This is a genomic window from Hyphomicrobium sp. (genome assembly GCF_020852195.1).
GTDB lineage: Bacteria > Pseudomonadota > Alphaproteobacteria > Rhizobiales > Hyphomicrobiaceae > Hyphomicrobium_C.
This window is the reverse complement of the sequence record NZ_JADZBI010000150.1, coordinates 1-6,128: the sequence shown is the minus strand read 5'-3', so window position 1 is coordinate 6,128 and position 6,128 is coordinate 1. Positions and strand designations below refer to the sequence as shown.

Here is a 6,128-nt window from a genome sequence, read left to right as displayed (position 1 = left end):
TTCTTGGTGTCGTTGAGCTGTGTGATGGCGTCGTTGCCACCGGTGAAGGCGTTGCCGGTGAGATCCTGGATGCGGAACATGTAGCCCGCCGTCCAGCCCGGCGTGATGACTGCCTGGCCGTTCAACCTGAAATTCGACGCCTGGGTGGGGCCGAGGCCGTGGATGTAGGCGTTGCTCTCGCCGCCGTCGTCCCAAACCGTGATCTCCTGGGCGATGTAGCCGGAGATGGTCAGCGAGACCTTGCGGTTGCCTTTGCGCGCCGTCGTCGCCTCGAGCTCGGCGATGCGCTCCTCGAGGTCCGCGCAGCAGCTTCCGCCGAAATCCGCTGCAAGCGTGGATGTGGAGGCCGGCAGGGCGAGAGCGGCTGCAAGCACAACCGGAAGCGTTTTGAGGGTGCGGCTTTCTATCATTTTTCCCAACCCGTTGAATGTCTTCGTCGGCGCGAGGGTAGGCATTCGCGGGTCGGCGGGCCAAAAAGTTCGGGTCTGCTAGCTGGGGCGCGAAAGCCCCTGTTGCGCGTTCGTTGCAGTTTGCTGATGGCGCGGGCAAACGCGTTAGCGTTTGCCCAACGGTTGGTCATTCCACGCTGTGCGCAACGGCTGGTTCTGCATCGTCGCGTGCGTGACGGACCGCAGCCCATTGCGGGATGTGCCCGCACGACGTGGAATTATTTCCGCGAGCCTTTCGGGAAGTCTCTCCCGTGCGCCTTCACATTCGCGTTAGGGCAGGAAAAGGAGCGGGCTTTAGACCTTGATCGAATGCGTGCTGCACTCAAGATCGCGTGTCGGATCGCTTTTCTGGAAAGGAACGATATGCGGATCTTGTCTCGAAGCCTCACCGCGCTGCTGCTGGCCGCACCGATGCCGGTTGCCGCATCGACCCTGGCCTTCGAGGACAACAAGCTCAACTATAGAAGCTGCGATGGACAACACATCACGGCGCGGTGGCGGGGAAGCGTGTTCTCGCTCAGCTTGCCGGGGAAGTCGCTGGGCGACTCCCATGAGACGATCAAGTACGTCTCTTGGGACGGGCGGTGCCTCACCGGACGCTGGGACGAAGACGCAGGACATTTCGCTTTTGTGGGCGACGGGGACACGGCTCCGAGCGGTCTGCTGACCTATGTGGCCTGGGACGGCTCCAAGTGGGCGGGAATCCGCACGGGCGGCGGCTTCTTCGTCGCGCGCGTTGCCAGTGAGGGCGAGCCTGTCACCAACGAGCGCCTCAAGGAGATCGCAGCCTGGCTCGACCGGCGCAACGAGGCCTACTCGCCGGGGGCGAAGCTTGCAGAGAACCTAAAGACCGTGGTCGGTCCGTAGGCGGGCTTGGCCAGCAACGTGTGGTGCGCCGACTAGGAAAATGTCTCGCATGATCGTGCCATGACACGGCAACGCCCGCTGCGGCATCTGCACCTCAATTTCCCGCTGCATCAACGGAGAGTTCAGTGAAGACTTATGTCGTTGCCGCCCTCATCGCCCTTGCGGCTTGCGTCCCCGCGCACGCCGACTGCAAGGGGGAGGTCGATCAGGCGTTCGCGAAACTGCGTGGCAGCAAGGGATTCCGGCTCGAGACTACGATCGTCCATGAGCAGCAGGGCACGCTGCACATGACCGTCGACTACGAGCTGCCCGACCGCATGCACCAGCGTGTCAGCCTCGGCGATTCGCAGTCGAAGATGGAGACCATCGCCATCGGCAGCAAGGTGTGGTCGAACCAGGGCCAGGGCTGGAACGAGGTGCCGGCCAACTTCGCCGAGGTGATCTCGCGCCAGCTCAAGGAGACCGTGGCCGAACCCTCGAAGAGCAAGCTCGATTACGAGTGCCTCGGCGAGGCGACGTTCGAGGGCAAGAGCTATCTCGCCTACAAGGCCACATTGCCGGCCGTCGCGGAGGAGAAGGCGAAGGGTGAGGCGGAGAAGGTCGGCGCGGCGCCCAACGTGCAGACGCTCTACGTCGACAAGGAGACGGGCCTGCCGGCGCGCAATGTCGTGACCAAGGGCGACGGCTCCGACAAGCGCCTGTTCGACGGAACGTTCAGCACGCCGTCCGACATCACCATCAAAGCTCCGGGCTGACGGGCCGGCCGCTGACGCGGCCGAGGAGAGTGAAGTGGGTCTAGTCGCGGCTGCGGCGGCCCGAGGGGCCGGGCAGGTGCTGGATGGCGATGCGCATCAGCTCGGGCAGGCTGCGGGCGCCGAGCTTCATCTTGATCTGCGACGTGGTGTTGGCCACCGTCTTGTAGCTGATGTTGAGCTCCTCCGCGATCACGCCGTAGGACTTGCCCTCGGCGATCAGCGAAAGCGTCTGCAGCTCGCGCACGGTCAGCGCCTGCAGCGGGCTGGCATTGAGGCGCGTCTCGCTGAAGGCGATCTCGGAGGCGACCTCGTGGCTCAGATAGGGCCGTCCCTGGCGCACGGTGTGGAAGGCCTTCAGGAACTCGTCTGACGGCGCGTCCTTGAGGAGATAGCCAGTGGCGCCGGCCTCGAGCGCGCGGCGGATGATCATGGGATCGCTGTGCATGCTCAGCACCAGGATCGGCGTCCTCTTGTCGTGCAGCCTCAGGCGGCGCACGAAGGAAAGTCCGCCGAGGGCCGCGGTCTTGATCGACAGGTCGACGATGATGACGTGCGGGTGATGGGCGCGGTACTGCCGGTAGCCATCGGCGAGGCTGCCGGCTTGCAGCACGCGTGCGATCTCGGCCTCCTCCAGGATGCGTGCGCATCCCTGAAGCACGAAGGGATGGTCGTCGATGATGAGCACGCGGAGCGGCTCGGTGCTTTGCACGGCGAGTTGCATCAGAAGTGTCCGTATCTGCCTGTCATGACTTCGACCCGTAGCGGGCCTTGAGGGTTGCGAGTGCGTCCGCCCGCGAAACGCTCGCGGCGCGGAGGTTGAAATAGTACTGGCTGATGGAGCCGAAGCCTTCGGCCTGTCCGACCTCACCGCCGATGCGCGTCAGGCCCTCCAGGACGTCCTGGGCGTCTTCGGCAAGGCCGATCTGTTTCAGCATATCCTCAACCTGCACGGAGCGGTTGGCGATCATGCGCTCGCTCTCGCGATAGCGCCGATGTGCCGTCGTCAGCAATTCCGCGATGCGCTGCACCTCGGGATCGCTCACGGGCCGGGGCTTGTCTTCACCCCGGCTCACGAGCCATTGCGCGGGAGTGATCTGGCTCGAAATCTCAAGCCATTTGACTTTGTGCGGGGCGCCTTCGTCGCTTTGCGCCTGGTGCCGCTCGCCTGAAACCGGCGCTTCGTCGCCGCATCCGGCAAGGCCGATGCTCAACGCGCCGCCGATCGCGAGAGCGGCCAACACGCGCGAGATGCAGGAGGAGACGCCGCTGTCGGCGGAACGATGGCGCAACATGACCGCTCTCTTGCCTCCCTGTTGGTTAAGTGCTGCGCGCTAGTGATTTGCGTCGCACGCGTCGCAAGTGTGAGACCACAAGATCGCGTTCGGGCGCGATCACAATAACGTTACATCGTTACATTTATGCCCATTGCCTGGGCAAGCCCGGCCGCTTTGCAAAGTTGTCCCGTCGATGTCTGCCAGTTGGACTAAAGACTACACCGAACACCGCGGTCTAGCGTGCGGCCACGGTTCGAAATGCAAGGCCGAGAAGGGCGGGACAAGCCTTTGGCCGGTAGGCAAATCGGGCCGTGGCCGCGAGGCATCCGAACGTGCTCGGAGCGTTTCGTGGCCTTGGAAAGAGGCGACTCTGCGACCCGCTCTCACGGCATCCCCGTGAGGCATCGCGCGGGTATGCCTCGGCCTTGGGATGGATAACGCGAGGTTTTGGGAATGATGAAGCACCTGGGTAAGGGGCTGCTGGCCGGCGCGTCCTGCGTCGCGCTTTCGGTCGCTATGCAAGCAGGCTCGGCATCCTCCTCGTTCGCCAACGACAAGCTCAACGAGCTGTCGAAGAGCAACGAGAACTGGATTATGCCGGGCAAGAACTAGAGCTCGCAGAACTATAGCCCCAACACGCAGATCAACACCGAGAACGTGAAGCAGCTCCGCGCTGCCTGGTCGTTCTCGACCGGTCTCCTGCACGGGCATGAGGGAACGCCGCTCGTCGTCAATGGCGTCATGTACGTCCACACGTCGTTCCCGAACAACACGTTCGCGCTCGACCTCAACGATCCGGGCCATATCCTGTGGCAGCACAAGCCGAAGCAGGATCCGGCCGCGCGCTCGGTCGCCTGCTGCGACCTCGTCAACCGTGGTCTGGCCTACTGGCCGGGCGACGGCACCGTGCCTGCCCTCATCATCAAGACGCAGCTCGACGGCCACCTCGTGGCGCTCAACGCCGACACGGGCGAGGAGTACTGGAAGGTCGAGAACGGCGATATCAAGGTCGGCCAGACGCTGACCCAGGCGCCGTATGTGATCAAGGACCTGGCTCTCGTCGGCTCGTCCGGCGCCGAGCTCGGCGTCCGCGGCCACACCACCGCCTACAACGTCAAGACCGGTGAGCAGGTCTGGCGCGTGTACGCAACCGGTCCGGATGAGGAGGTCGGCCTCGCCGACGACTTCAACTCGGCCAACCCGCACTACGGCCAGAAGGGCCTCGGCACCGGCACCTGGGAGGGCGACGCCTGGAAGATCGGCGGCGGCACCAACTGGGGCTGGTACGCCTATGACCCGGAGACGAACCTGTTCCACTACGGCTCGGGCAACCCGGCGCCGTGGAACGAGACCATGCGTCCGGGCGACAACAAGTGGACGATGACGATCTGGGGCCGCGACGCGGACACCGGCATCGCCAAGTTCGGCTACCAGAAGACGCCTCACGACGAGTGGGACTACGCCGGCGTCAACGTCATGATCCTCTCGGAGCAGACGGACAAGGAAGGCAAGAAGCGCAAGCTTCTCACGCATCCCGATCGTAACGGCATCGTCTACACCCTCGACCGTGAGAACGGCGACTTGGTCTCGGCCAACAAGCTCGACGATACGGTCAACTGGGTGAAGCAGGTCGACCTGAAGACGGGTCTGCCGGTTCGCGATCCTGAGTTCGGCACGCGCATGGACCACAAGGGCAAGGAGATCTGTCCGTCGGCCATGGGCTACCACAACCAGGGCCACGACTCCTACGATCCCACGAAGGAACTCTTCTTCATGGGCATCAACCACATCTGCATGGATTGGGAGCCCTTCATGCTTCCCTATCGTGCCGGCCAGTTCTTCGTCGGCGCCACGCTGTGGATGTATCCGGGCCCGAAGGGCGATCGCCAGAACTATCTCGGCCTCGGCCAGATCAAGGCCTACAACGCCATCACCGGCGAGTACAAGTGGGAGAAGATGGAGCGCTTCTCGGTCTGGGGCGGCACGCTCTCGACCGCAGGCAACCTGGTGTTCTACGGAACACTGGACGGCTTCATCAAGGCCCGCAACTCGGATACCGGCGAGCTGCTCTGGAAGTACAAGCTTCCCTCGGGCGTGATCGGTCACCCGATGACGTATGAGCACAAGGGCACCCAGTACGTCGCCACGATGTATGGCGTCGGTGGCTGGCCGGGCGTTGGCCTCGTGTTCGACCTGCAGGATCCGACCGCCGGTCTCGGTGCCGTCGGCGCCTTCAAGAACCTGCAGAACTACACGCAGATGGGTGGCGGTCTCCAGGTGTTCTCGCTTGACGGCAAGAACCCCTACTCGGAGGACATCACCGTCGGTGAGTTCGACAAGGGCTGATCGGTCTCAGTCTGAGCAAAGCCGCAGCGCCTTCCGGGCGCTGCGGCAACCGCCGAGCCAGAAAAGACTGCCGATGCCGCAGAGCCCCGCGTGAGCGTGAGGCGCAAAAAATCGAAGACGGCACGGCTTACGGAGAGAGGAAATCCAATGCTCCATGTAAAGCGTCCCGCCAGTCGCTTTCCAGCACTGCACGCCCTGCTCCTCGCGCCCCTTCTTGTCGTCGGCGCAGCCCTGGCGCCCGCATCGGCAGCCGAAGAGGAGACCAGCACCGGTGTTCTGCGCATCTGCGCCGCCGCCGACGAGCTTCCCTATTCGCACCTCGACAAGTCCGGCTTCGAGAATAAGATCGCCGTTGCCGTCGCCGATGCGCTCGGCCGCAAGCCGCAATTCGTGTTCTTCTCGCGCCCCAGCATCTACATCGTCCGCGACCAGCTCGA

The 6,128-nt window shown here is 63.8% G+C and carries 4 protein-coding genes and 3 pseudogenes; 4 read left to right on the top strand and 3 right to left on the bottom strand.

Annotated elements, in window-relative coordinates:
* Nucleotides 1–374 (bottom strand): annotated as a pseudogene (locus tag IT540_RS12705) (porin); the annotation flags it as partial.
* A 447-nt stretch (nucleotides 375–821) separates the two neighbouring features.
* On the opposite strand from IT540_RS12705, the gene IT540_RS12700 reads away from it, so the two are divergent.
* Together IT540_RS12700 and IT540_RS12695 are read left to right on the top strand one after the other, a co-directional pair.
* The gene (locus tag IT540_RS12700; protein ID WP_291178262.1) at nucleotides 822–1,316 is read left to right on the top strand and encodes a hypothetical protein; all 495 of its coding nucleotides are present in this window, start codon (nucleotides 822–824) and stop codon (nucleotides 1,314–1,316) included.
* A gap of 125 nt (nucleotides 1,317–1,441) precedes the next feature.
* The gene (locus IT540_RS12695; RefSeq protein ID WP_291178260.1) at nucleotides 1,442–2,071 is read left to right on the top strand and encodes a hypothetical protein; all 630 of its coding nucleotides are present in this window, start codon (nucleotides 1,442–1,444) and stop codon (nucleotides 2,069–2,071) included.
* 40 nt (nucleotides 2,072–2,111) lie between these two features.
* Here the strand turns inward: IT540_RS12695 and IT540_RS12690 are convergent, their stop codons facing one another.
* Nucleotides 2,112–2,792 carry a response regulator transcription factor gene (locus IT540_RS12690; protein WP_291178257.1) on the bottom strand — a complete coding sequence of 227 codons (681 nt, stop codon included), beginning with the start codon at nucleotides 2,790–2,792 and terminating at the stop codon, nucleotides 2,112–2,114.
* 22 nt (nucleotides 2,793–2,814) lie between these two features.
* On the bottom strand, nucleotides 2,815–3,363 hold the full coding sequence (locus tag IT540_RS12685; RefSeq protein ID WP_291178254.1) for a hypothetical protein: 549 nt from the start codon (nucleotides 3,361–3,363) through the stop codon (nucleotides 2,815–2,817).
* 498 nt (nucleotides 3,364–3,861) lie between these two features.
* Here IT540_RS12685 and IT540_RS12680 point away from each other — a divergent pair.
* Nucleotides 3,862–5,691, top strand: a pseudogene (locus tag IT540_RS12680) (methanol/ethanol family PQQ-dependent dehydrogenase).
* 147 nt (nucleotides 5,692–5,838) lie between these two features.
* Nucleotides 5,839–6,128 (top strand): annotated as a pseudogene (locus IT540_RS12675) (methanol oxidation system protein MoxJ); the annotation flags it as partial.